General features: G+C 71.0%; 22 protein-coding genes and 1 pseudogene. 12 read left to right on the top strand and 11 right to left on the bottom strand.

Annotated features, from left to right (window positions below):
• Positions 1-229 (top strand): annotated as a pseudogene (locus ACLL9L_RS01170) (30S ribosomal protein S2); the annotation flags it as partial.
• A 109-nt stretch (positions 230-338) separates the two neighbouring features.
• On the top strand, positions 339-1,169 hold the full coding sequence (gene tsf / locus ACLL9L_RS01165) for a translation elongation factor Ts (protein WP_411282807.1): 831 nt from the start codon (positions 339-341) through the stop codon (positions 1,167-1,169).
• A 238-nt stretch (positions 1,170-1,407) separates the two neighbouring features.
• Here tsf and mftD read toward each other — a convergent pair whose 3' ends face one another.
• From mftD to mftA, 7 genes are read right to left on the bottom strand one after another with little or no spacing between them, the layout of a single operon-like run.
• Positions 1,408-2,604, bottom strand: coding sequence for a pre-mycofactocin synthase MftD (mftD, locus tag ACLL9L_RS01160; protein ID WP_411282806.1), 1,197 nt, complete (start codon positions 2,602-2,604; stop codon positions 1,408-1,410).
• 11 nt (positions 2,605-2,615) lie between these two features.
• A complete protein-coding gene (gene mftF, locus ACLL9L_RS01155) occupies positions 2,616-4,076 on the bottom strand; it encodes a mycofactocin biosynthesis glycosyltransferase MftF (RefSeq protein WP_411282805.1) in 1,461 nt (486 codons plus the stop codon).
• Positions 4,073-4,858: a mycofactocin-coupled SDR family oxidoreductase gene (locus ACLL9L_RS01150; RefSeq protein ID WP_411282804.1), complete on the bottom strand. Its 786-nt coding sequence runs from the start codon at positions 4,856-4,858 to the stop codon at positions 4,073-4,075. Before ACLL9L_RS01150 ends, mftF begins: the two co-directional genes overlap by 4 nt.
• Positions 4,855-5,625, bottom strand: a complete 771-nt coding sequence (mftE, locus tag ACLL9L_RS01145) for a mycofactocin biosynthesis peptidyl-dipeptidase MftE (RefSeq protein ID WP_411282803.1) — start codon at positions 5,623-5,625, stop codon at positions 4,855-4,857. The genes ACLL9L_RS01150 and mftE overlap by 4 nt, the downstream gene beginning before the upstream one ends.
• A 5-nt stretch (positions 5,626-5,630) precedes the next feature.
• Positions 5,631-6,860, bottom strand: a complete 1,230-nt coding sequence (mftC, locus tag ACLL9L_RS01140) for a mycofactocin radical SAM maturase (protein ID WP_411282802.1) — start codon at positions 6,858-6,860, stop codon at positions 5,631-5,633.
• Positions 6,857-7,126 (bottom strand): mycofactocin biosynthesis chaperone MftB, encoded by a 270-nt coding sequence (mftB, locus tag ACLL9L_RS01135; protein WP_411282801.1) that lies wholly within the window; start codon positions 7,124-7,126, stop codon positions 6,857-6,859. Before mftB ends, mftC begins: the two co-directional genes overlap by 4 nt.
• Complete coding sequence (gene mftA / locus ACLL9L_RS01130; protein WP_411282800.1) at positions 7,126-7,266, bottom strand: mycofactocin precursor MftA; 141 nt, start codon at positions 7,264-7,266, stop codon at positions 7,126-7,128. The genes mftB and mftA overlap by 1 nt, the downstream gene beginning before the upstream one ends.
• A 283-nt stretch (positions 7,267-7,549) precedes the next feature.
• Here mftA and mdo point away from each other — a divergent pair, with 283 nt between their 5' ends.
• The 4 genes from mdo (at position 7,550) to mftM (ending at position 12,727) form a co-directional block, all read left to right on the top strand.
• On the top strand, positions 7,550-8,842 hold the full coding sequence (mdo, locus tag ACLL9L_RS01125; RefSeq protein WP_411282799.1) for an NDMA-dependent methanol dehydrogenase: 1,293 nt from the start codon (positions 7,550-7,552) through the stop codon (positions 8,840-8,842).
• Positions 8,843-8,957: 115 nt separating this feature from the next.
• Positions 8,958-10,259: an AAA family ATPase gene (locus tag ACLL9L_RS01120; RefSeq protein ID WP_411282798.1), complete on the top strand. Its 1,302-nt coding sequence runs from the start codon at positions 8,958-8,960 to the stop codon at positions 10,257-10,259.
• Between the two features lie 3 nt (positions 10,260-10,262).
• A complete protein-coding gene (locus ACLL9L_RS01115) occupies positions 10,263-11,795 on the top strand; it encodes a VWA domain-containing protein (protein ID WP_411282797.1) in 1,533 nt (510 codons plus the stop codon).
• Entirely contained in the window at positions 11,795-12,727 is a 933-nt protein-coding gene (mftM, locus tag ACLL9L_RS01110; RefSeq protein WP_411282796.1) for a mycofactocin oligosaccharide methyltransferase MftM, read from the top strand. Before ACLL9L_RS01115 ends, mftM begins: the two co-directional genes overlap by 1 nt.
• Before the next feature lie 41 nt (positions 12,728-12,768).
• Here the strand turns inward: mftM and ACLL9L_RS01105 are convergent, their stop codons facing one another.
• The 3 genes from ACLL9L_RS01105 to ACLL9L_RS01095 are packed head-to-tail and all read right to left on the bottom strand — an operon-like array spanning position 12,769 to position 16,096.
• On the bottom strand, positions 12,769-13,446 hold the full coding sequence (locus tag ACLL9L_RS01105; RefSeq protein ID WP_411282795.1) for a MadR family response regulator transcription factor: 678 nt from the start codon (positions 13,444-13,446) through the stop codon (positions 12,769-12,771).
• Complete coding sequence (locus tag ACLL9L_RS01100; RefSeq protein ID WP_411282794.1) at positions 13,446-14,834, bottom strand: MadS family sensor histidine kinase; 1,389 nt, start codon at positions 14,832-14,834, stop codon at positions 13,446-13,448. Before ACLL9L_RS01100 ends, ACLL9L_RS01105 begins: the two co-directional genes overlap by 1 nt.
• Positions 14,831-16,096 carry an iron-containing alcohol dehydrogenase gene (locus ACLL9L_RS01095; RefSeq protein WP_411282793.1) on the bottom strand — a complete coding sequence of 422 codons (1,266 nt, stop codon included), beginning with the start codon at positions 16,094-16,096 and terminating at the stop codon, positions 14,831-14,833. The genes ACLL9L_RS01100 and ACLL9L_RS01095 overlap by 4 nt, the downstream gene beginning before the upstream one ends.
• 319 nt (positions 16,097-16,415) lie before the next feature.
• Between ACLL9L_RS01095 and pyrH the strand changes: the two genes are divergently transcribed.
• The 5 genes from pyrH (at position 16,416) to ACLL9L_RS01070 (ending at position 21,978) form a co-directional block, all read left to right on the top strand.
• Positions 16,416-17,147 (top strand): UMP kinase, encoded by a 732-nt coding sequence (gene pyrH / locus ACLL9L_RS01090; RefSeq protein ID WP_411282792.1) that lies wholly within the window; start codon positions 16,416-16,418, stop codon positions 17,145-17,147.
• A 41-nt stretch (positions 17,148-17,188) separates the two neighbouring features.
• Positions 17,189-17,746: a ribosome recycling factor gene (gene frr / locus ACLL9L_RS01085; RefSeq protein ID WP_411282791.1), complete on the top strand. Its 558-nt coding sequence runs from the start codon at positions 17,189-17,191 to the stop codon at positions 17,744-17,746.
• A 20-nt stretch (positions 17,747-17,766) separates the two neighbouring features.
• Positions 17,767-18,702, top strand: coding sequence for a phosphatidate cytidylyltransferase (locus ACLL9L_RS01080; protein WP_411282790.1), 936 nt, complete (start codon positions 17,767-17,769; stop codon positions 18,700-18,702).
• A 46-nt stretch (positions 18,703-18,748) separates the two neighbouring features.
• On the top strand, positions 18,749-19,966 hold the full coding sequence (rlmN, locus tag ACLL9L_RS01075) for a 23S rRNA (adenine(2503)-C(2))-methyltransferase RlmN (protein ID WP_411282789.1): 1,218 nt from the start codon (positions 18,749-18,751) through the stop codon (positions 19,964-19,966).
• A gap of 77 nt (positions 19,967-20,043) precedes the next feature.
• The gene (locus ACLL9L_RS01070; RefSeq protein WP_411282788.1) at positions 20,044-21,978 is read left to right on the top strand and encodes an adenylyl cyclase; all 1,935 of its coding nucleotides are present in this window, start codon (positions 20,044-20,046) and stop codon (positions 21,976-21,978) included.
• Positions 21,979-22,406: 428 nt separating this feature from the next.
• On the opposite strand, the gene ACLL9L_RS01065 is transcribed toward ACLL9L_RS01070, so the two are convergent.
• A complete protein-coding gene (locus tag ACLL9L_RS01065; protein WP_411282787.1) occupies positions 22,407-23,351 on the bottom strand; it encodes an IS1595 family transposase in 945 nt (314 codons plus the stop codon).
• Positions 23,352-23,435: 84 nt separating this feature from the next.
• On the opposite strand from ACLL9L_RS01065, the gene ACLL9L_RS01060 reads away from it, so the two are divergent.
• The coding region (locus ACLL9L_RS01060) for a hypothetical protein (protein WP_411282786.1) at positions 23,436-23,809 on the top strand (374 nt) is incomplete at its 3' end.

Genomic DNA, 23,809 nt, shown 5'->3' with positions numbered 1-23,809 from the left:
CACCGGGGCGGACGAGCCGCTCGCCGAGTGGGAGCGCGAGCTCTACGCCGACGCCGCTGCCACCGACGCTCCGAAGGCCGACTCGAGCGAGGCGACCGAGGCTCCCCCGGCTGCCGCCGAAACCTCACCCGCCGACGGGACCGAGACTCCTGCCGTTGAGGCTCCTGTCGTCGAGGCTGCGGCCGAGACGCCGGCTGCCACGGACGCCGAGGCCGGCGCCAACGCCTGAGGGAAGCACCCGGCCGGGCCCCTGGGCTCGGCCGGGCCGCGCTGGCGCCCTGCGCGCCAACTCTTCACAGCACCACCGACCACCGCGACTGAAACGAGCGAACCACCACATGGCGAACTACACCGCCGTTGACATCAAGGCGCTGCGTGAGCAGACCGGCGCGGGCATGCTCGACGTCAAGAAGGCTCTCGACGAGGCAGACGGCGACAACGCCAAGGCCATCGAGATCCTGCGCATCAAGGGCCAGAAGGGCGTGACCAAGCGGGAGGGACGCTCGGCCACCAACGGCCTGGTCGCCGCCCGGGCCGAGCACGGCGTGGGCACTCTGGTCGAGGTCAACTGCGAGACCGACTTCGTCGCCAAGGGGGCGAAGTTCATCGCCCTCGCCGAGCAGGTGCTCGAGCAGGCCGTCCGGATCGAGGCCACTGACGCGGACGCGCTCCTGGCGAGCACGCTGGAGGACGGCCGGACGGTCAAGGAGCTGCTCGACGACGCCAACGCGACGATCGGCGAGAAGATCGAGGTCCGTCGCCTGGCCCGCCTCGAGGGCGAGCACGTCGTGTCCTACCTGCACAAGACCAGCCCCGACCTGCCCGCCCAGATCGGTGTCCTCGTGGTCACCGAGGGTGGCGACGAGGCGGTCGCCCGCGACGTCGCCATGCACGTGGCAGCCTTCTCTCCGACGGTACTGACGCGTGACGAGATCGCCGCCGACACGGTCGAGAACGAGCGTCGCGTCGCCGAGGCCACGGCCAAGGAGGAGGGCAAGCCCGAGGCCGCCCTGCCGCGCATCGTGGAAGGCCGGCTCAACGGGTTCTTCAAGGAGCAGGCCCTCACCGAGCAGGCGTTCGCCAAGGACTCCAAGAAGTCCGTTGGCCAGGTCCTCAAGGATGCCGGGGCGCAGGCCAAGGGCTTCGCCCGCTTCCGCGTCGGGGGCTGACACCGGCCGCACCCCTCACCGACAGGTATGCCGGCCGCCCACCCGGGCGGCCGGCATACCGGGTTCTGCGATGACTCAGCCGTGCCGGCCGGTCGGGGCAGGGCAGAGCCCCGATCCCTCCCCGCGGCCATCCTGGGAAAAGCTGGCGGCGCCCCCGTGGGGCCAGGTTTCCCTACGGCCATCGTCACCTCAGACCTTGACGTGCGATCTCGGTCATCCGGTGGTGACCGGGACCGTCTCAGGCGCGGGGGACCTGCACCCTCGCGCCGAGCTCCCGGGTGAACCCCGGCGGGATGACCAGGTCGTCGGGGCCGAGGTCGTGGATCGAGGAGTGGCCGAGCCCGAGGAGCGCGGAGTCGATGCCGCCCCGGAAGATGTCCAGGACGTTCTCGACCCCGGCCTGGCCGTTGGCGGCAAGGCCCCAGAGGTAGGCCCGGCCGATCATCACGGCCTTGGCGCCCAGGGCCACCGCCTTGACGACATCGCTGCCCCGGCGCACGCCCCCGTCCAGCAGCACGTCGACCTCGCTCCCGACCGCCGAGGCGATCGCCGGCAGCATCCGGATCGGCGCGGGAGTGCTGTCGAGGTTGTTGCCACCGTGGTTGGACACGGAGATCGCGGTGACGCCGGCGTCGACCGCCCGGCGAGCGTCGTCCAGGCGCGCGATGCCCTTGAGCATGAAGGGCCCGCCCCACTCCTCGCGCATCCAGTCCACGTCCTCCCAGGACGGTGGCGGGGTCTGCATCCACTCCCCGTAGGCCCCGAAGAACGTCGGGGCCGCCTGGCCGGCTTCGGCGAGGTTGGGCGTCGTGAGGTCGGGGAACTTGCCGGTCCTGGCATACTCGAGCAGCCACTTCGGCCGGAGCAGCCCCTCGGGGGCCAACTTGACCATCGTCTTGAGGTCCATCCGCTCCGGGATCGACGGGCTGCCCCAGTCACGCCCGTGGGAGAACGACCAGTCCAGCGTGGCAATGAGCCCCACGGCGCCCGCCGCACGGGCCCGGGCCATGCGCCGTGACATGGTCTCGCGCGAGCCCATCCAATAGAGCTGGAAGAACGTCTGGGCGTTGGCCGCCACCACGTCCTCCACCGACCGGCTCGCGAAGGAGCTGAGCCCGATGGCCGTGCCTCGCGCGGCCGCGGCGCGGGCCACGGCGACCTCACCCTCCGGGTGGACGGCCTGGACGCCGGTGGGGGAGATCATCAGCGGCATCGAGATCGGCTGCCCCATCACCTGGGTCGACAGGTCGCGCTGGGCGGACAGCCCGGCCACGTGCGGGGCCATCCCGATCTCCCCGAAGGCCGACAGGTTGTCCGCGTAGGACACGCCCTTCTCCGAGCCGGCGAGCAGCGCCTTGTAGACCGACGGGGGGAGTCGCTTCTGGGCGCGACGCTGCGCCTCGGCGACGGTCTCGAACCATGCGGACTTGGCCATGATGTGCCTCTCTAGTGCCGGAAATCGAAGCCTCTGAGGGCCGGTCGGAGGGCGCCCGCGGATCGTCCGCGGAAGGCGCCGAGCCACACGCCGGTGCCGTACCCGAGGTCGTCGAGGCGACGGGCGGCGAGGTAGCGCAGGGGGTCGAGGTCCGGCTTCGTGCGCCGGTGGTCGAGCAGTCCGTCGGCCACGGCGGCGACGAGCAGGGCCCGACGGGCGCGCCTGCTCACGAGCGCGGCGGCCACGGCCAGCGGCCAGTAGTGGCGGGTCAGTGCGGACGCGGTCTGGTGCAGGGTCGCGACCGCGCCGACCGCGGTGAGCGTCGCGGCGGTGGCGACCGGGCGGCTGCTGCGGGAGAGCCGGCGCGAGATGCGCAGCGTCGTGAGGGCACAGATCACGGCGGCCACCGGCAGTGACCACCGGCGCTGCGCCAGCAGGACGACCGTCAGCGCGGCGGTCCAGGGAGCAAGCACCATCGGCGCCACGGCCTCGCCGTGGCGCGCGGCGAGCAGCGCGGCGCCGGTGCCGTAGAAGGCCTTGCGGGAGAGCCAGTGGCTGACGTCGGTGCGGTGCTCGTGCCGCACCAGCGCCGCCGGTTCGTAGCGCACCCGCCACCCGGCCTCGTGGGTGCGCCAGACGAGGTCGACGTCCTCCGCGACGTGGAGGCTCTCGTCGAACCCCGAGCCGTATGCCGTGCAGCGCACCATCAGTGCCGCGCTCGGCAGGTAGGCGACCCGGCCGTGGGGGTGCACGGCCGCCGGCGTCGCTCCGAGGTCCAACGACGAGCGCACTGCCTCGTAGCGGTGCAGCCAGGTGGCGCCGTCGGCCTGTTCGATGCCGAGGACCCGGGGGGCGACGAGTCCCACGCGGGGGTCGTCGAAATGGCGCCGCAGGGACCCCAGCCACCCCGGCACGGGGACGACGTCGGAGTCGACGAACACGGCATACGGGGTCGTCACCTGGCGGAGCCCGCTGTTGCGCGCGGCGGCCGGCCCGCGGCTGCTGGGGTGGCGCACCAACCGGGCACCGAACTCCCTGGCCAGTCGTGCGGTCGCCACCTCATCGAGCGAGCCGTCGTCGACCACGATGGTCGCGATCCCGGCGGGCAGCGCCTCCAGGAGCCGTGCCAGCTGGAGGGCGCGGTCGCGGACCGGGACCACGACGGTGACGTCACGCACCTCGTCGTCGACGCCGGGCCGGTCCCATGAGGGGTGGGCGAGGTCCCGGTCCAGCAGCAGCCGCGCCAGGGCGGCGGTGACCCCGTCGACGACCTCGACCCGGCGGCCGTCGAGCGCCTGCGCCGCCTCGGCCCTGAGGTGGACCAGGCGCCCGGTCGTCGTGCCGATGAGCGTCGTCCCCCCGTCACAGCTCTTCGTCTCTGCGGCCAGTCGGGCCACGAACCCCCGCGGCAGTGACCCGGACGTGGGGACGCTCCCGGTGCCCTGCGGCGTCGGGGCGCAGACGGCACTCACTCCCGACCCCCTCGGCCGGCTGGCAGGATCGAACCGTGCACCACGGGCCCTGCCAGACAGGCGAACTCGATGACGGAGGCGACCTCGTCGGGCTCGAGCGCCCGAGCGGCAGGCCCCCCGAGGAGCGGCCCGATGTCGTCCAGCCCGTAGATCTGCGCGGTGGCCGCCAGCATGGCCGTGTCGGTCGACCACGGCGAGACGCCGGCCACCGTGACAGACAGCCCGGCCACGTCCGCCGCAAGGGCCCGGACGAGCCCGATGACCGCGTGCTTGGCCATGCAGTAGGCCGACAGCTGGTAGAGCCCCTGCTCGCCGGCCGCGGACGCGACCGCCACGAAGGTCGGGCGTTGCCCCGGATCCTGTTGCAGCAGCAGTGGAAGGGTCGCCTTCGCCGTGTTCCAGACGCTCACCGCGTCGGCCCGCCAGAGGTGCTCGAGCAGCGCGTCGTCCGTCTCCCAGAGCAGCGACCCGCCGGCGATGATCGAGGCGTTCGCGACGGCGACCTGCAGCCCGCCGCGCTCGGACCGGATCCGGTCCACGACGCCGCCCAGCTGGGCGGGCACGCACGCGTCCGCGACGACAGGAGTCACCGCGTCGGGATGCGCCGCAGCGACCCGCTCCAGGTCCTCCCGCACGGCGAGCGGGTATGCCGTGCCGGCCGTGGCGCCCGCGCACGCGTCCACGGCATACACGTGGAAACCGCGGGCCACGAGGCGGACGACCACGGCAGCACCGATGCCGCGCGCGGCACCCGTGACCAGCGCCGTCCCCGGGGCGCTCACGAGCGCACCGGCTCCCGGGCGGCGCCGGCCTGAGCGAGGCGCCCGTTCTGCGTCACGTCGAGCGCGAGCAGCTCGGCGACGAGGTTCTGCACGAGGGTGCGGAAGAGCTCTCGGCCCTCGTCGGCACTGCTGCCCGTGGGATCGCCGAGCACCCCGCTGCGGGCAACGGCGCGGATGCCCTCGGCCCGCAGCCGGGGGAGCAGCTCGGCCAGTGGCGTGCTGCAGCCCGACACGGCCTCCTCGAGACGGACGGCCGACGGCGTCAGGTGCAGCAGCAGTGACGTCTCGGTCCGACCGGCGTGCGCGTCCGAACCCACCAGGTCGCACGAGGTCCAGGCCACGGCGCGGCCCTCGATCCGCAGCTGCTCCACGGCCCTCTTCAGGGTCGGGACGTTGCCGCCGTGGCCGTTGACGAAGATGGTGCCCGAGGCCCACCGGCAGGCCGATCGTGCGAACTCGACGAGCAGGCACCGCAAGGCCTCGTGCCCGATCGAGATCGTCCCGGGGAACCCCTCGTGCTCGCCGCTGGCGCCGTAGGCGAGCGCCGGGGCGACGAGCACCCGCTTTCCCTGGGCGGTCAGCGTCTCGGCGGCGTGACGGGCGACCGCCGCCGCGACGACAGCGTCGGTGGCCAGGGGCAGGTGGGGACCGTGCTGCTCCACGGCGCCGACGGGCACCAGGAGCAGCACCTCGCCCTGGTCGATCACCGGCCACGTCTGCAGACCGAGATCGAGGCTGGGCGGGCGCGCCGTCGGAGCCGGGGTCACCAGGGCTAGCCTCGGGCGTTCTGCAGGCCCGTCAACGGGCTCTCGTCGCACGACCGGTCCGGGCGGGTGCGCAGGAGGGTCAGTGCCACCGGCTTGCGGCGCACCGGCTCATTGCGCACCGGCCCCGAGTGGGAGTGGTCCTGGCTCGGGGAGGGCCGGCTGCCCGGGTCGACGGAGGCGAGCGGCGTCGCGCCGTTGCCCTTGACGCACTCCGGGTCCGGTCCATCCAGCGGCAGGCCGGTGAAGAACTTCGCGGCCATGCAGCCACCACGGCAGGAGTCGAAGGCGGAGCACTTGGTGCACGCGCCGCCGGTCTGCGGGTTGCGCAGGTCGGCGAAGAGCTCCGAGTTCGTCCAGACGTGGGCGAAGCCACCCTCCCGGATCGTGCCGGCCTTGAAGGTGTCGTGGATCGCAAAGGGGCAGGCGTAGACGTCACCCACCGGGTCGACGAGGCAGACGACGCGACCGGCGCCGCAGAGGTTGAGCCCCGGCAGGGCTTCGCCGAACGCCGAGAGGTGGAAGAACGAGTCGCCGGTGAGCACCTGGTCGCCGTTGGCGACGAGCCAGTCGTAGAGCTGGCGCTGCTGCTCCGGCAACGGGTGCAGCTCCTCCCACACGTCCGCCCCGCGGCCCGAGGGGCGCAGCCGGGTGAGTCTCAGCTGAGCCCCGTAGTGGTCGGCGATCGCCTTGAACGTGTCGAGCTGGTCGATGTTGTGCCGCGTGCAGACCACCGACATCTTGAAGTCGCGCATCCCCGCGGCCTGGAGGTTGGCCATCGCCGCGATCGCCGCGTCGTAGGTCCCGGCCCCGCGGACCGCGTCGTTGACCTCGGCCGTCGCCCCGTCGAGCGAGATCTGGACGTCGACGTAGTCTGTCGCGGCCAGCCGCGCGGCTCGCTGCGGCGTGATCCGGAACCCGTTCGTGGAGAACTTCACGCCTACGTGGTGCTCGACGGCGTAGTCCAGCAGCTCCCAGAAGTCCGGCCGCACCGTCGGCTCGCCACCACCGATGTTGATGTAGAAGACCTGCATCCGCTCGAACTCGTCGATGAGCGCCTTGGCCTCCGCCGTCGTCAGCTCGCGGGGGTCGCGTCGACCCGACGAGCTGAGGCAGTGCACGCACGACAGGTTGCAGGCATAGGTCAGCTCCCACGTCAGGCAGATCGGCGCGTCGAGGCCGTACTCGAACTGGTCGACGAGCCGGCCACCGGACGGGCGCTCCTGCGTGATGGTCACTGCTGGGTCTCCTGGGGGGTGAGGATGCCGCTGGTCGCCAGCCCGTGCAGGGCCGAGAGGTATGCCGGTTGCTCGCCCTCGGCGACCCCGGCGTCGGTCAGCGCGTCCTGGACGCTGGCGCTGGCCGCCAGCCGACGCACGACGTCGACCAGCGTGGGGGTCTTGAGGAAGCTGAGCCGGCGCGTGGAGAAGTCGTAGACGAGTGCCCCGAAGGGCTCGGGTCGAAGCGACACCGAGTCGCTCAGTCTCCACGCCTGGGTGAGCATCAGTAGACGCCGCACATGCCGTCGATGGAGACCTCCTCGACGAGGGTCTCGTCGAGCACGACGGACTCGGGGGCGTCCTCGAGCAGGACGATCGAGTCGGTGGCGGCCGCGGGGGCGGCAGGCGCGAGGGAGTCGGACATGACTTCCACCTTCCGGGTGACGGGGCCCGGTATGGGCCCGGTGGTGTCACGCTATGAGCCGCCGCCGCGGGGGAGACCTGCTCGGGCGGGTGGACTTACCTGTCGCTTCGGGTAGGGGCGCGCCCCCGGCGGTGTGCTGCCTCCCCTAACGGAGAGGGGGACGGGTGACCGTCCGGGCAGCACGGGGCGGGCTCGATGACCAGTCTTTGCGTCCTCACCTGTTCGCGGGCCGGGATCGACTCCTAGCGTCCAGAGCGCCCACTCATACGACAAGGAGGCCGTGATGCAGGTCGACGAGCTGCTCAAACCTTTCCCCATCAAGGAGTTCCACCCCTTCCCGCGTGCGCTGATGGGTCCCGGGGCCCACGAGATGATCGGCCCGGAGGCGCTCAAGCTGGGCTTCCGGAAGACGCTGATCATGACGTCAGGCCTGCGCGGGACCGACATCGTCCACAAGATCGCCGAGTCGATGAAGTATCACGGCCTCGAGGTCGTGGTCTACGACAAGGTCGAGAGCAACCCCAAGGACTACAACGTCATGGACGCGGTGGGTCTCTATCAGGAGAACCAGTGCGACTCGTTCGTCTCCATCGGTGGCGGGTCCTCGCACGACGCCTGCAAGGGCGCGCGGATCTCCGTCGCCCATGACGGGCGCAACGTCAACGAGTTCGAGGGCTTCAACAAGAGCGAGAACCCCAAGAACCCGCCGCACATCGCGGTCTCGACGACCGCCGGCACGGGGTCCGAGACGTCGTGGGCCTACGTCATCACCGACACCACGACCGACCCTGACAACCCGCACAAGTACGTCGCCTTCGACGACGCCTCGGTCACCTCGCTCGCCATCGACGACCCGGTGCTCTACTTCGACCTGCCCGTCGACTACACGGCGCAGTGCGGCTTCGACGTCCTGGCGCACGCGAGCGAGCCGTACGTCTCGCGACTGGACTTCCCCCCGTCGCTCGGCAACGCCCTGTATGCCATCAAGCTGACCGCGGAGAGCCTGCGCCAGGCCGTGTGGAACGGCCAGGACCTCGCCGGACGCGAGGGGATGATGTATGCCCAGTACATTGCCGCCCAGGCGTTCAACTCCGGCGGACTCGGCATCATCCACTCCATCTCCCACGCGGTGAGCGCGTTCTATGACACCCACCACGGCCTGAACAACGCGGTGGCCCTACCACGGGTGTGGGCGTTCAACATGCCTGCCCAGTACAAGCGCTTTGCCGAGATCGCGACCGCCATGGGTGTCGACACCTACGGCATGACCGATGTCCAGGCCGCGGATGCCGCCCTCGCCGCAGCGATCCGGCTGCTGCGGGACGTGGGCATCCCGGAGCGCTTCGTCGACGTCACCAAGGACTCGTACTCCAAGAACCGGCTCGGCACGGGCCCGACGAAGTACTACGAGAACGCCGCGACGATCAACGGCGACGACAAGGACGTGGACCGCATCACCAACCACGTCCTGGGCGACGCCTGCACCCCCGGCAACGCCAAGGAGTGCACCTTCGAGACGGTCCGGCCGGTGGTGGAGCACTGCATGACCGGAGACCTGGACGACCTCCTCAGCTGATCGTCCCGGCTCGGGGCCGGGACCGCGGTTCGCCCGCGGTCCCGGCCCTTCGGCCTCACTTCCCTTATTTTCAGGACGAGACCCACCCCCCTTCAGGAACAGCCAAGGAGCACCCGTGATCCCGACACCCGAGGACACCCCCCTGGCGGCTCTCGACGAGTTCGCCGACGTCGAGGACACCCGCCGGCGCCTCGGTGAGGTCGGCTACCTCGCCGACAGCCGGCTGGCCACGACCGTCTTCCTCCAGTCGAGACTCGGCAAGCCGGTCCTGCTGGAGGGCCCGGCCGGCGTCGGGAAGACCCAGCTGGCGCTCAGCCTGGCGCGCGCGACCGGACGGCGACTGCTGCGGCTGCAGTGCTACGAGGGCCAGGACGAGACCAAGGCCCTCTACGAGTGGGACTACGGCAAGCAGCTGCTCTACACGCAGATCCTCCGCGAGAAGATCGGCCAGCTGGTCGCGGACACCAAGGACCTCGAGGAGGCCGTCGAGCGGATCGCGCAGCAGGAGAGCGTCTTCTTCTCGGAGCGCTTCCTGGCCCCGCGGCCCCTGCTGCAGGCCATTGACTCGGACGAGCCGGTCGTGCTGCTCATCGACGAGGTCGACCGTGCCGACGAGGCCCTCGAGGCGGTCCTGCTCGAGTGCCTGGCCGAGTTCCAGATCTCCATCCCCGAGATCGGCACGGTCAAGGCCAAGCACCAGCCCTTCGTCATCCTCACCTCGAACAACTCCCGGGACCTCTCCGCTGCCCTCAAACGCCGCTGCCTCCACCTCTTCCTCGACTACCCGACACCCGAGCGTGAGCTGGAGATCCTGCGGTCCAAGGACACCGGCCTGGCCGACTCCCTCGCCGTGCGCCTCGTCGAGGTCGTTAGGGGGCTGCGCGAGCTCGAGCTGCGCAAGGCGCCGAGCATCTCCGAGACGATCGACTGGGCCCGCACCCTCGCCGTCCTCGGCGTCTCGGAGCTGCGCTCCGACATCCTCTCCGAGACCCTCAACGTCGTCGTCAAGTACGAACGTGATGCGGCCAAGGCCAACCGGGCGCTTCCGCGTCTGCTCGATCCCAACGCCACCGTGCCCGACAGCCGGGCGGGCGCCCACGGCCAAGGGCACTCCCACGGCGACGGACCGGCACACGACCACGGCGACGGCGCCCCGCACAGCCACGACGACGACCCGTCGCTGCCACCCGCCCCGACCGGCGCCCCGGCTGTGGCCCGTCGCGACACGACGGACCACGCCGCCGTGGACGGCGACGTCGACGGGCGCACGGTGCGGGCCGGCAAGGACAAGCCGGGTCGTCACGACAGCGCCTACTACGGAGCCAAGGGAAGCGGACCCGGCGGCAAGCGCGACGTCCCCCGATCCCAGGGCGAGCGGTCCTTCGCCGCACGCTCGGCCCGACGGCGGCCGGTATAGGCCGTGGAAGGGGCCATCCACCGGTTCATCCGGTTCCTGCGCCTCCACGGCGTCCGGGTCAGTGTGGCCGAGGCCGTGGACGCTCTCCGCGCCGCCGCCCAACCGGGCGTCCTGGCCGATCGGGAGGTGCTGCGGTCCGCCCTCGCGGTGAGCCTCATCAAGGACCGGCGTGACCTCGAGGTGTTCGACCGCGTCTTCGACAGCTTCTTCGCGTTGTCGCGCGTCGTGGCCGCCCCCGAGGACCACGGACACTCGCACGCCCACGCCGATCTCTCGGACGACGGGGAGCTCTCGGAGTTCACCCTCTCGGAGGAGCCGGGGGACACCCCGCAGCAGGGTCACTCGCACGGCAAGCCGCAGGACGTGCGTGACTTCTTCAAACCCGAGGACATGGCGCAGCAGTACAACCTCCACCAGGAGGCAAACAAGATCGACATGGCCTCACTGACCGATGAGATCGTCCTCTCGGCCGACACCGCAGGCGGCCCGGGTGAGGCAGCCCGGGTGCAGATCTCGACCAGCCGGCTGCACAACCCCGGCTCGCCCGGCAAGCTCGCGACGCGACCGGGTCTGGAGCTCGATGTCGAGCTCTCGGTCGCGCAGGAGATGGCGCTGCTGGAGTGGCTCTCCGACACCATCGCCGAGGAGGGGATGGCCGGCCAGGACGTCGCGTCCCTCTCGGCGCTGCGGGCAGCCCTGGCGCCGTTGCTGGCGGGCCTGCCGGAAAAGCTCAAGGAGCACCTCGAGAAGCTCATGCTCATGGAGCGGGAGGTGGAGGCCCGCGACATCCAGGCGGCGCAGGCGGAGACCATCGACGAGACCGAGCGGGCCGACCTCGAGGAGTCGTTGCGCCGACTGCTGCACAGCCTCCACGGGGCCCCCCGGTCTCGTCGGAAGGTGGCCACCCGCGGCGTCGTCGACGGCGCCCGGACCATGCGCACCAACATGCGCTACGACGGCATCCCCTTCCGTCCGGTCACGGTGAGCAAGGTGGAGGACCGACCCCGACTGCTCGTGCTGTGCGACGTCTCGCTCTCGGTCCGGGCGGCCGCCCGGTTCACCCTCCACCTCGTCCACAGCCTGCAGTCCATCGCGGCCCAGGTGCGCACGTTCGCGTTCGTCAACGACGTCGTCGAGATCACCGACCTCTTCGCCGAGCACCGGATCGAGGACGCCCTCTCGCTTGTCATGTCCGGGATGCCGGCCGGTGGGCTCATCGACGTCGATGCCGACTCCGACTACGGGTCGGCGTTCTCGTCGTTCCTCGAGGCCCATGGCTCGGCGGTCTCAAGGCGCACGACGCTGCTGATCCTCGGCGACGGACGGGGCAACGGCCGCGACCCCGGGCTGGCGGTGTTCGAGGAGCTGACCCGTCGGGCGAGGGAGACGGTGTGGCTCACCCCCGAGCCGCGCTACTCGTGGCAGCTCGGACGCTGCGACCTGCCGCTCTACGCCGAGCACTGCGACCGGGTCCAGGTCGTGCGCAGCCTGCAGGGCATCGACCTCGCCGCCTCCGTCCTCCAGGGGGTCGACTGATGCAGGCCAGGCCCACGAGCCCGATCGACCCCCTCGTGGCCACCGTGGGCGGGCGCTACGAGGACGACCTCGTCACCGTCCAGGCCTGCGCGAACGACAGGCCGCGGCGGGGTCTGCACGGGGTGCGCACCGCGCACTTCGACATCGCCCCGGTCGCCGGTCGGCTGTCCGTGACCCACACCATCCCCACGGAGCGCATCGACGACGACCTCGCCGGGCTCATCGTCGAGGAGCTGTTCGCCCCAGGGTGGGTCCGCGGTGCCGAGATGTTCGAGCGGATCTTCACCGGCATCGTCCGCTCGAGCGCCGTGGACGCGCTGGACAGTTGGGAGCTGTTCTACCGCAACACCTTCCGCCAGCTGGGGGCCTTGCGAGATCGAGACTCGGAGCCGGGCACGAGCCCAACAGCCGATCACTTCCACGGCTCCATCGCCGGCTATGCGCCCGTCTACGACCACGCCTGCGAACTCGTGCTGCCGGGCTCGGCCCTCGAGCTGGGGTGCTGCTTCGGGTTCCTCTCGCTGCGGCTGGCAGCCGAGGGCCGCCTGACGACCGCCTCGGACGTGTCCGCCGGGACGACGCGCCTGCTCGCGGCGGTGGCGCCGCGGCTGGGCATCACCCTCGACACCGTCTTCGCCGATGCGGCACGGATGCCCGTGCCGGCCCGGTCCGCAGAGAATGTGCTGGTCATCCACCTCCTGGAGCACCTCGAGCCGGACCACGGGTCGCGGGTCGTCGCCGAGGCGGTGCGGTGTGCCCGGGGGCGGGTCGTCGTCGCGGTGCCGCTCGAGGAGGAGGCTGACGAGTCATACGGCCACGTGCGCACCGTCTCCCTGGACGACCTGCGCACCTGGGGCGCAGCCACCGCTCGACCGTTCGACGTGCACGAGCACCACGGCGGCTGGCTCGTCATCGAGACGGCAGTCAACTGAGCAACCCGGCTGAGGTGCACGGTCGGGGGGCGGTGGCCCGGTCAGATCACCCCCATCTTGCTCGCCTCGTAGACCGCCTCGGCCCGGCGCGTCACTCCGAGCTTGCGCAGGATGTTGCCCACGTGGAACTTCGCAGTCGTCTCCGAGATGTAGAGTTTTGCGCCGATGTCGCGGTTGGACATCCCCCGGGCCAGCAGGCGCAGGACCTCGCTCTCGCGGGCCGTGAGCTTCATCGCGTTGCTGGTCTCGGGCTGGTTGAGGCCACGGACCATCGCCGAGGCACTGCGGGCGTCGAAGGCGCTCTCGCCGCGGCTGACGTCGCGGATGGCCCGGATCAGGGCGGACGTGTCGACGTCTTTGACGACGTAGCCCCGGGCGCCGGCCCGGACCGCCTGGAGCACCAGGTGCTCGTCGAGGAACGTCGTCAGGACCAGGACCCCGAGCTCGGGGTGCAGGCGCACGAGCTCGGCGCACAGGTCGAGGCCCTCGGTGTCCGATGAGGTCGAGAGCTTCAGGTCGAGGAGCACGATCTGGGGCCGTGTGTGGCCCACCACGGCCATCGCCTCCGCGGCCGTCGAGGCCTCGGCGACGACCTGCATGTCGTCCTCACGCTCGAGGATCGAGCGCAGACCCTGCCGGACGATGGCGTGGTCGTCGACGAGCATGATGCCGACCACGTCCGTGTGCTCGATGTGCTCGGCGGGCGTCAGCGCGGCCATCAGGGCTCCCTGCGATCGGGGCTGCCGACGAGCCCGTTGATGATGCCCGGCCGGTGGGGGCCGGCCAATGGCAGCGGGATCCGCATGACGACCCGGACGCCGCCGAGACGGGCCCGGCGGAACGCGATGCTGCCGCCCAGCTCGCTGATCCGGGCGTCGATGTTGACGAGGCCGCGATGGCGCCCGTCCGTGGCGGCCGTCCGCTCGAGCCGCAGCAGTCGGCTGAGGTAGGTAGGGTCCCCCTCGCCGTCGTCGGCGACGGCCACCCGGATCTCGTCGCCTCGGTAGCTGAGGCGCACGATGACCCGGGTGGCCCTGGCGTGGGCGGCCACGTTGAACAGGGCCTCGCCGACGGCCCGGGCGATCTCGTGGTGGGCGTCGTTGGGCAGGGGCAGGACGTCGCCTTCGACCCGGAGCTGAACGTCGAGCTGGGGGTTGTGGTGGCGGGCGACCTCGTGGAGCAGCTCGGGCAGCGTCGACACCGTGTCGCCGTGGGTCTGGTGCAGCGCGTAGATGGCCCGGCGCAGCTGCTCGACGGCCTGTTGGGACAGTCCCTTGGCCGTGAGCAGCCGTGCGTTGATCGAGGCCCCCTCGGGCCCGAGCTGCTCCGCCTCCCCGCGGGCGACCTCGACGGCCATGCCGGCAGAGAGGACGAACTGGGTGACGCTGTCGTGCAGCTCGCGGGCGATCCGGTGCCGTTCGGTGTCGATGAGCTCGCGCTGGTGGGCGACCTGGAGACGCTGCTCGACCTGGCGCAGCTCGGCCGTGCGCACCGCCAGGTCCTGCGCCTGGGCGGTCGCCTCGTCGTAGAGCTGCTGGGCGCGCCGGTGCAGGGCCATCCCGGCCTGGTACTGCTGGGAGGTGTGCAGCGAGACCGCCGCCTGGTTGGCCAGGATCCGCAGGACGGACAGGTCGCCCGGCTCCGGGTCCACCGGGAGGCGATGGAGAGCGGTGAGCGTGCCCACGCTCTCGCCCTCGAGGGTCATCGGCACCCGCACCCAGCCGGAGTCGAGTGCGGGCCGGGCATAGCCCGCGCGCACGGCGCCGAGCTCGCGCCGGACGTAGGCGGGCAGCTGCTGCTCGTCGGCCTCCGCCACCCCGTGCGCGGTGACCGTGACGAACCTGGGCCGGGCCCCCTGGAGGCGTCCGTCGGCCAGCGCGAGGATCGTCCACTCGGCGTCGAGGTGGTGAGCGGCGGCCCGCGCGACCTCCTCGAGCAGCGCGCGGGGGCCTTCGACGGTCCGCACGAGGGCCCGCGAGATGGAGTCCATCGCGCGGACGGCGTGCTGCATGCGCTCGTCGGAGCGCACGTACTCGCGGTAGAACGAGCGCTTGCCGGAGCGGACCCCCGTGAGCGTGGCGAGGTCCGGGCTCCGGCTCTCTGTCACAGTGCGGCCCGGAAGAGGGTGACGAGGTCCTCGGACGTGGCCAGTCTGGGGTTCGTCGTCAGGCAGGCGTCGTCGAGGGTGGTGCTGACCAACCGGGCGATGCAGCTCTCGTCGACGCCCAGCTCGCGCAGCCCGCGGGGGACCCCGACGTCGTCGGCGAGGGTGCGGACGTGTTGGGCGAGCAGCTCCGCAGCCTCGACCCCAGGCATCCCGTCGACGCGCAGCCCCGCAGCACGGGCGAGGTGGACGAATCGCTCCGGAGTGGCGCGGGCGTTGTAGCGGATGACGTGGGGGAGCAGGACGCCGTTGACGACGCCGTGCGGGGCGTCGAGCAGGCCGCCGACCTGGTGGCTCATCGCATGGGTGGCGCCGAGGATCGCGTTGGTGAACGCCAGCCCCGCGTTGAGGCTGGCCTGGGCCATGCCCTCGCGGGCCACCAGGTCACTCGGCCGCTCGATCGTCGCGTGGAGGTGGGTGGTGACCAGCCCCACCGCGTGCAGGGCATGGATGTCGGCCAGGGGGTTGTGCGCCAGGGAGACGAACGACTCGATGCCGTGGGTCAGCGCGTCGAGCCCGGTGGCCGCGGCGAGCCAGGACGGCATCGTGGACAGCAGCCGGGGGTCGATGATCGACAGGTCCGGCACGAGGGCCCGTCCCATGATGGTGACCTTGACCGACCGGGTCGTGTCGGTGACGATGCAGAACTGCGACACGTCGGCGCCGGTGCCCGAGGTGGTGGGGATCATCAGCAGCGGCGGGATCGGCCTGGTCACCTTGTCGACGCCGGCGTAGTCGAGCAGGTTGCCACCGTTGCTCGAGAGGATGGCGATGCCCTTGGCCGCGTCGATGCACGAGCCCCCACCGATGGCGATGAGCACGTCGGCCTCGTGCTCGAGGTAGAACTCGTAACCCGCCGCGATCTCGTGGTCCTTGGGATTCGGGGTCAGGGCCGACCAGACGACCGGCTTGAGCCGGGCCTCGCGCAGGTGACGCAGCAGCGCGTCCGGCCAACCGGCCTCGAGCAGGCCCGGGTCCGTGACGACCAGGGGACGGCGGGCGCCGAGGCGAGCCGCGGCATACCCCGCCTCGGCCAGCGAGCCGAAGCCGAAGACGACCTCGGGGGCGTGGAACTTGACCAGCCGGCCCAGCGGCGCCGCCTGGGGCGGCCCGACGGGGGGGCGGCCCGACGGGGACCGGACGGGTGCCACAGTGGGCACGACCGCGGTCGGGCGCACTCTCAGGGCGCGGGAGGCGTGCTTCACGACGCCTCCCGGGGACGCCTTTGTCAGCTGCCTGCCGGGCGCGGCAGCACTGGACGCCGCTGACAGCCTACCCCGGTCTCCGGGCGCGGGACATGGCACCGTGGGCAGCACTCCTTGCGGCTCGGGCGGGCCTCGTCGCCCGCCGCTGGTCCAGCCTAGGGAGGCCGCTCCTGCCCGGTGACCATCCCTTCGAGGAGGCTGCGGACCTGTCCGTCCGAACAGGTCCGACGCCGCAGCGCCACGAGGACGAGTTCGGCTGCGAGCGCCCCCGTGTGGAAGGATCGAGCGACCGCCGCACCCTGCTCCCTGGAGGCCGCACGTGACCGCCGACGCCCGTCAGACCCCGTACGAGCGGGTCCTGCTCAAGCTCTCCGGCGAGGTCCTCGGTGGGGGCCATGTCGGGCTCGACCCGGCTGTCGTGCGGGGCATCGCCGAGCAGATCGCGGAGGCCGTCCGCGGGGGGGTCCAGGTGGCCATCGTCATCGGCGGCGGCAACTTCTTCCGCGGGGCCGAGCTGCAGGCCCAGGGCATGGACCGCACCCGGGCCGACTACATGGGGATGCTGGGGACGGTGATGAACTGCCTCGCGCTACAGGACTTCCTCGAGAAGGCCGGAGTCGAGACCCGGGTCCAGACCGCGATCACCATGGGGCAGGTCGCCGAGCCCTACATCCCCCGACGTGCGATCCGCCACCTCGAGAAGGGCCGCGCGGTCATCTTCGGCGCCGGCGCCGGTATGCCGTACTTCTCCACCGACACGGTCAGCGCCCAGCGGGCGCTCGAGATCAAGTGCGACGCGGTCCTCATGGGCAAGAGCGGGGTGGACGGGGTCTACGACTCCGACCCCCGGACGAACCCCGACGCGCGCAAGCTCGACACGCTGACCTTCGACGAGGCCATCCAGCGCGGGTTGCGGGTCGTCGACCAGGCGGCGTTCAGCCTCTGCCACGACAACAAGCTGCCGATGATCGTCTTCGGCATGGAGGGCGAGGGGAACATCACCCGGGCCCTGCGAGGTGAGAAGATCGGCACGCTCGTCACCCCCGAGTGAGGGTGGCCGACCAACACGACGACGGAAGAGGTGCGCTGGCGATGATCGACGAGACCTTGTTCGAGGCCGAGGAAAAGATGGAGAAGGCCGTCGAGGTCGCCAAGGAGGACTTCGCGGGCATCCGCACCGGGCGCGCGAACCCCGGAATGTTCAACAAGCTCCTCGTGGACTACTACGGAGCGCCGACGCCGTTGCAGCAGCTCGCGTCCTTCCAGACTCCCGAGGCGCGCACCATCCTCGTCAACCCCTTCGACAAGGGGGCGATGCACGAGATCGAGAAGACGCTTCGCGACTCCAACCTCGGCATCAACCCCAGCAACGACGGTCACGTCATCCGGTGCGTCATGCCGATCCTCACCGAGGACCGCCGCAAGGAGTACATCAAACTCGCCCACACCAAGGCGGAGGAGGCGCGCGTCTCGATCCGCAACGTGCGCCGCAAGGGCAAGACCGACCTCGACAAGGCAGTCAAGGACGGCGAGGTGGGCGAGGACGACGGCTCGCGCGGTGAGAAGGAGCTCGACGCGCTGACCAAGAGGTACGTCGACACCGTGGACACCCTGCTCAAGGGAAAGGAAACCGAGCTGCTGGAGGTCTGAGGGCCTCCCGCACGAGGACCATGAGCGACCAGACCGCCGCCGACGCCGACCCCACGCCGGACGACTCCGCCCGGCCGGGTCATCCCTCCCCTCCCGAGCACCATGCCGTCATCGCCCCCGTGACGACCGAGGCCCAGTCCGTCAAGGTCTCCCGGGCCGGCCGCAACCTGCCGGCGGCGGTCGCCGTCGGGCTGTCGCTCGGAGCCCTTGTGGTCGTCAGCCTCTTCGTCCGCAAGGAGCTCTTCGTCGTCCTCGCGACGGCCTCCGTGTGCGTCGGGGTGTGGGAGCTGTGCCGGGCGTTGAGGTCGCGCGGGCTGCGGGCGCCGGTCGTCCCGAGCGTCGTGGGCTGCATCAGCATGCTCGGCGCCGCCTACGTCGGCGGGGGGCAGGCGCTCGCGGTCTGCTTCGGCCTGACCTGCGTCGCGATCCTCGTGTGGCGGGTGGCCGACGGGGTGAGCGGCGCGGCGGCGGATGTCGTGGCGGGACTGTTCGTCGCGGCATACCCTTCGCTCCTCGCGGCCTTCAGCTCGCTGCTGCTGGCCCCGGACGACGGCAACTGGCGCCTCTTCACCTTCGTCGCGGTGACGGTCGCGAGCGACATCGGCGGGTATGCCGTGGGGGTCCTCTGGGGGCGCCATCCGCTGGCTCCGACGATCAGCCCCAAGAAGTCGTGGGAGGGCTTCGGGGGCTCCGTGCTGGCCTGCATGCTCGTCGGCGTGCTGTGCGTCCACTTCGCCCTCGGCGGCCGGTGGTGGGTGGGTCTGATCCTCGGCGCCGTCACTGCTGTCGCTGCGACCGGCGGTGACCTCGTCGAGTCGACCGTCAAACGCGACCTCGGCATCAAGGACATGTCCAACATCCTGCCCGGACACGGCGGGATGATGGACCGGCTCGACTCCCTGATCATGACGGCGCCCGTCGTGTGGGGCGTCCTGACCGTCCTCGTCGCCACCTGAGCGCGGTTCGCTGATCGTGGCGCGCTCCTGAGAGACTGTCCCCCTGATGACCGACCCCTCCTCGCCCCCTCCCGCCGCTGCCGCGCACCCGCTCCCCGAGCCCGTCGTCGGGCCGCCGGTGCCGGGGCAGCTGACCTTCACGGCCCCGCGCGGTGGCAAGCCGCCGCGCCACCTCGCCGACCTCACCCCGGCCGAGCGCAAGGAGGCCGTCGAGGTGTTGGGGCACAAGGCTTTCCGGGCCAAACAGTTGTCGACACACTACTTCGAGCGACTGGTGGACACGCCTGAGGAGATGACCGACCTGCCGAAGGGCACCCGGGACGACCTCGTGCGTGACCTGCTCCCCACGCTGCTCACGCCGCTCCTGCAACGGACGGCCGACGACGGAAAGACGGTGAAGGCGGTCTGGCGCCTGCACGACGGGGCCATCGTCGAGTCGGTCCTGATGCGCTACCCCAACCGCGTCACCATCTGTGTCTCCAGCCAGGCCGGGTGCGGGATGAACTGCCCCTTCTGCGCCACCGGCCAGGCCGGCCTGACCCGCAACATGTCAACGGCCGAGATCGTCGAGCAGGTCGTCTTCGCGGCGCGCTCGCTCCGGCGCGGCGAGCTGGGGGGCGGCGAGCTGGGGGGCGCAGGCCCCGCGGACGAGAGCGAGACCCCGCTGCGGGTCTCCAACGTCGTCTTCATGGGCATGGGGGAGGCGCTCGCGAACTACAAGGCCGCCATTGGTGCGATCCGCCGGCTGACCGACCCGGCCCCGGACGGCCTCGGCATGTCCGCCCGGCACATCGTCATGTCGACCGTGGGCCTCGTCCCCGCCATCGACAGGCTCGCGGGCGAGGGCATCCCCGTGACGCTCGCCCTCTCGCTACACGCCCCCGACGACGAGCTGCGCGACGAACTGGTGCCGATCAACACACGGTGGTCCGTCGACGAGGCGCTCGACGCGGCCCACCGCTACTTCGAGACGACCGGCCGCCGGGTCTCCATCGAGTATGCGCTGATCCGCGACATCAACGACCAGGCCTGGCGTGCAGAGCTGCTCGGCGCCAAGCTCAATGCCCGAGGGCGCGGCTGGGTGCACGTCAACCCCATCCCGCTCAACCCCACGCCCGGGTCGAAGTGGACCGCGTCGCGCCCGGGGGTGGAGCAGCAGTTCGTCGAACGCCTGCGCGCGGCCGGCATCCCGACGACCGTCCGCGACACCCGCGGACAGGACATCGACGGGGCCTGCGGCCAGCTCGCCGCCTCCACCGCCTGACCGCACTCTCGCTCTGCGCCGTCGCCGCGCCGGACCTGGTCTGGCGGAATGTGACACGGCGGGAGAGAATTTCCGGCATGTCCTCGATCCGGCTGTCACCGCCCACGCCTTCGACCTTCTCGGGCAGAGGACGACGGCGCCCCCCTCGCCTGCTCGTCGCCGCCCTCGTCCTTGTGGCCTTCCTCGCGACGGTGTCGGCCGGCCTGGCGGGCAACGCCGCCGCCGCGCCCCTCACGAAGCCGCCGACGACCGCGCAGCCCGACCTCGGGCCCAACGTCAGGATCTTCGACCCGGGCATGCCCACCAGCCAGATCCGGGCCACGGTCGACGCGATCACCGCCCAGCAGGTCGGCAACGAGATGGGCACCCAGCGCTACTCCCTCCTCTTCGAGCCCGGGACCTACGGCACGGCCGCCGAGCCCCTGATCATCCAGGTGGGCTACTACACGGAGGTGGCCGGTCTCGGGGCCTCGCCGACCGACGTGACGATCAACGGCCACGTCGACGTCTACAACCAGTGCGCGGCGGACGGCACGAACTGCATCGCCCTCAACAACTTCTGGCGCTCCGTCTCGAACCTGACGATCAACGTCATGGGCGGCGCGGGCTGCCGGTCCACGGCGACGTTCTGGGCGGTCTCCCAGGCGGCCCCGATGCGTCGGGTCAACGTCACCGGCGGCACCCTCTCCCTGATGGACTACTGCGGCAGTCCGGCCTACGCCAGCGGGGGGTTCATCGCCGACTCGCGCGCAGCCGGCACCGTCGTCAACGGTTCGCAGCAGCAGTTCCTCGTGCGCGACAGCACCGTCGGCCAGTGGTCCAACGGCGTGTGGAACCAGGTCTTCGCCGGCGTCGAGGGAGCCCCCGCCCAGTCCTTCCCGACACCGCCCTACACGACTCTCGCCACGAGCCCGGCCAGCCGCGAGAAGCCCTATCTCTACCGAGACGGTCCCCGCGGGTATGCCGTGTTCGTCCCTGACGCGCGTACCGCGTCCTCAGGCACGACCTGGGCGAGCAGACCGACCGCCGGGCACTCGATCCCGCTGTCAGCGTTCTACGTCACTCGCCCCGGTGACTCCGCCCGCACCATCAACAGGCAGCTCGCGCGGGGCAAGAACCTCCTCGTCACCCCCGGCGTCTACGACATCGACCGCAGCATCGAGGTCAAGCGGCCGGACACCGTCGTCCTCGGGCTGGGGATCGCCACCCTGACCGCAGTCGGCGGGGCCGTCCCCATCAAGGTGGCCGACGTGGGTGGGGTCGACATCGCCGGCCTGATGATCGACGCCGGCACCACGAACTCGCCGACCCTCCTCCAGGTCGGCAGCAGCCGCGACAAGGGCGAGCACGCGGACGACCACGGGCGCGTGGGCGACCGTGGCGGTGCGGGTCGCGGGTCAGCGCCGACGGCGCTGCAGGACGTCTTCTTCCGGGTCGGCGGACCGCACGCAGGCCGGGCGACGACCACGCTCGAGATCAACAGTGACCACGTGATCGTCGACGACATCTGGGCCTGGCGGGCGGACCACGGCCAGGGGGTCGGCTGGGACCTCAACACCTCCGACACCGGGGTCGTCGTCAACGGCGACGACGTCACGGCGACCGGCCTGTTCTCCGAGCACTTCCAGAAGGACAACGTCATCTGGAACGGTGAGCGCGGCCGGACGGTCTTCTTCCAGAACGAGCTCCCGTACGATGCCCCCAACCAGGCGTCGTGGCAGCACGACGGCATCCTCGGCTACGCGGCATACAAGGTGGGTGCGTCCGTTCGGCAGCACGAGCTCTGGGGCGGCGGGAGCTACATCTTCTGCAACGTCGACCCGACACTGCACGCGAGCAGCGCCTTCCAGGTCCCCCGCAGGCCCGGTGTGCGCCTGCACGACCTCAGCACGGTGGTGCTCAACAGGGACGCGCAGGGGCGCCTCACGGGGACGATCGACAACGTCGTCAATGACGTCGGTGGTCCGACGAAGGACGTGGGCACGCCGGTGTCCGTCGTCAGCTATCCGTGACGGGGACCCAACGTGTAGCGCACGTCCTGGGCGTTGCGCATCGACCCGTCGTCCGCGGCCAGGTCGGCCAACCGCCGCTGCGCATCGGATGTGCGGCCTGGCCCGTCGACACGCCACCCGACCGATGAGGTTGAGCCTCTCGACGCGCTCCTCGCCGTAGTCGACCCTGCTCGAACTGCCCGGCGTCGTCACCGACGGGCATCTGCTGGTCACCCGCTTCACCGGATCGATCTCCGCCTACCCCGCGCCGGACCCGCACCCAGTCCTCCCTGCAATGCCCGAATCACCGTAGGCCCCCGGGCTGGTGGTCTGGTGTTCTGGCGTGAGGTCTGGACATTCCGTGAGGGCCTGTCGATCCCTCTTGGGTCCGTCGGTCTCTTGACAACGACTCGAACACGTGTTCTGCATATCCGCTTGAGTGAAGTCAATTATGGGCTGTTCGTCCGGTTGTGGAGGGAGTGGAGTGGGCGGGGACCGGTCGTGACGGCCTGCTGCAGGAGCCGGTAGAACAGCAGGCCGCGGGACGTGGCGGCGCGCCGGTTGAACCGGAAGGTGTACTCGTCGAGGTAGTAGGGCAACTGGTGCTCCTCGACCCGGTAGTGCAGGGTGCCGATGAGCCAGCGTTTGATCAGGGACGCGACCAGGTGCACGCCGGGCAGCACGCTGGCCTTGTCGGGCGCGTTGTAGCCGGTCGTGTACTCGTGCGTGTAGCCCAGCTCGGCCAGCTGGCGCAGCGTGCGGGCGCCGTCGGTGCGGATCGTCGAGCCCGGCTCGATGACCGTGGTCGCGAACTGGACGAGCTCGCTGGTTCCGGGGTGCTTGGCGACGGCGAGCCGGACCCGCCCGAGGCGGCGTGTTCCGTTGCGCTCCACGGCGACCATCACCGCGACCTTGTCGCCGTACCCGCCGTGGACTCCGTCGCTGACCCCACCGATCATGGTCTCGTCGAGCTCGACGATGCCGGCGAGCCGGTCGCGTTCTGGGCGCACCATGGCCCGGCGAAGCTTGTGCAGCCACGCCCACGCCGTCTCGTAGGAGGCGAACCCCAGGACCCGCTGCAGCCCGAGCGCGGACATCCCGTTCTTCTGTGAGGTCAGGAACCAGATCGCCGCGAACCAGCTCGACAGCGGCGTCCGCGTCCGGTGAAAGATCGTGCCTGCGGTCACCGACGTGCGCCGCTCGCACGCCTGGCACATCCACAGGCCCGTCCCGGTCCGCCAGAACTGCCGTCCGGCGCAGGACGGGCAGACGAACCCGTCCGGCCACCGCAGCCCGGCCAGGTACTCCAGGCACCTCTTGTCGTCCGGGAACCATGCCAGCAACTGCTGATATGTCGCGGGGTAGTCCACTCCCCGAACCGGATTCACCGACATGCACAAATCGTACTTCACTTAAGCGGATATGCAGAACACGTGTTCGAATAGAGGCAGGGCAAGACCTGCCGGGAGGAGGGTGTGATGGGGGCTGCGATGGGTAAGGCCAGCAGATCAACCACACCCGGCAACACGCTCGGCGTCGATGACGGGACGGTGCTGCGGGACCTGTTGGCCCATGGTTCGTCCTGCCTTCCGGCGAAGGTCAGGGACGCCCTCGTCCTCCTCGCACCACTGACCCCCGGTCTCGACGAGCCGCCGGTGTGGCGCGGGCAGGCGTCGGGCGGGCTGGCGTGGGGCGGGGTCGGCGGGCTGGGGGGTGGGGTGGGCCGGGGGTTGGAGGGTGGGCGTGGGATCTCGGATGCGCATTGGGCTGTGACCTCGGCGGTGTTGAGTGGGCGCTCGGTGCGTGAGCTGCCGACGGAGTGGATTGCGGAGGAGCTGGTCCTGATCGAGGC

Source organism: Lapillicoccus sp. (assembly GCF_046595215.1).
In the GTDB taxonomy this organism is placed as follows: Bacteria; Actinomycetota; Actinomycetes; order Actinomycetales; family Dermatophilaceae; genus Lapillicoccus.
Note: the sequence above shows the minus strand (reverse complement) of the source record. Positions and strands in the feature narration are given on the sequence as shown.